Here is a 1,670-nt window from a genome sequence, read left to right as displayed (position 1 = left end):
TTAACATTGCATAATGTTGATTTTCAAACAAAAATTGCAAGTACATTACCAGATCCTGGGGATGATGCTTTTTTAACAAATATTAGCAATAGTTATTTTAATTTTGGTTCAGGAGCTTTTTATTATACCAATAAATACTATTTTGGATTATCAGTTCCGAATCTGTTAAAGGCTAGCCATTTAGATTATAAAGGTAGATCATACGGAAACGAATCAAGCCATTATTTTTTCACGGGAGGTTATGTGTTTGATATCAATCAAAACATAAAATTCAAGCCATTTTTTATGGCAAAATCATCGTTTGAAGCACCAGCTTCATGGGATGTCTCAACAAACTTTATGTTTTATGATAAATTCGAAATTGGCGCTACTTATAGGTTAGATGACAGTTTTGGTGCTATGGTAAATTATGCTATTACACCATCATTAAAAATTGGTTATGCCTACGATCATATCGTATCAGATTTAAAAGTAACTACACCATCATCACACGAGGTAATCTTGTTGTTTGATGTTAACTTTAGTAAAAAAGTATCACGTTCACCACGTTATTTTTAATCTATCCAATCAAGAAAAATACATATGAAAAATATATATATACTAGCAGGTGCTTTATTTCTTTCAACAGGATTAATGGCACAAAATAAAGATACAAAAGAGGCGGATAAACTATACGACAGATTGGAGTATGTTGATGCGGCTAAAGCGTATTCAAAATTAGTGGAGAAAGGCAAAGCTGATGGATACGTGTACAAACAATTAGGAGATAGCTACTTCAATGTTTTTAACACAAAAGAAGCAGTAACATGGTATGCAAAAGCAGTGGAAACACAACAAGATGCAGAAACACACTTTAGATATGCTCAAATGCTAAAAGCAGAAGGAAACACTAAAGCTGCAGATGCACAAATGGAACAATTTGCAAAAATGCAACCAAATGATGCTAGAGCCAAAGCGTTTAAAAACAATCCGAACTATTTAGCACAATTAAAAAATCAGAGCAAACAATACGATGCTGTAAAATCAGATATAAGTAGTGATAAAGCTGATTTTGGAGCGGTGTTAACGAATTCAAATGAGCTGTATTTTGCAAGTGCTAGAAACACAGCAAGAAAAGAAAGTGGTATGGACGACCAGCCGTATTTAGATATTTACAAAGCAACCAGAAATGCAGATGGAACTTTAAGTCAAGCTACAGAAGTTGTGGAACTAAATACCAGATGGCATGATGGTCCAGCAAGTATTTCTTCAGACGGAAATACTATCTATTATGGAAGTGTTAGTTTTAATGAAGGAGAATTTCTAAAAGACAAAGGGAAAAAACTAAAATTAGGACAAATTTATTTGTATAAAGCGACAAAAGATGGAGACAAATGGGCAAAAGGACAAGCTTTATCAATTAACAATAAAGAATATTCAATTCAAAATCCGAGTATCAGTAAAGACGGAAAAACATTATATTTTTCTTCAGATATGCCAGGCGGATTAGGAGGTCACGATATTTGGAAAGTAAGTGTTGATGGAGATACGTATGGAACACCAGAAAACTTAGGAGCAAATGTAAATACAGAAGCGAACGAGAGTTTTCCTTCAATCCAAGATGATGATGTTTTATTCTTTTCATCAAATGGAAGACAAGGATTTGGAGGTTACGATGTATTCAAACAAAA

At 33.3% G+C, this 1,670-nt stretch carries 1 protein-coding gene and 1 pseudogene; both read left to right on the top strand.

Annotation, left to right across the window (positions count from 1 at the left end; genetic code table 11):
* On the top strand, positions 1-558 hold a 558-nt coding region (locus G6N05_RS15490; RefSeq protein ID WP_166131885.1), incomplete at its 5' end, for a PorP/SprF family type IX secretion system membrane protein.
* Positions 559-582: 24 nt separating this feature from the next.
* Positions 583-1,670 (top strand): annotated as a pseudogene (locus G6N05_RS15485) (PD40 domain-containing protein); the annotation flags it as partial.

The organism is Flavobacterium bernardetii (genome assembly GCF_011305415.1).
In the GTDB taxonomy this organism is placed as follows: Bacteria; Bacteroidota; Bacteroidia; order Flavobacteriales; family Flavobacteriaceae; genus Flavobacterium; species Flavobacterium bernardetii.
This window is presented reverse-complemented; position numbering and strand designations above follow the sequence as displayed.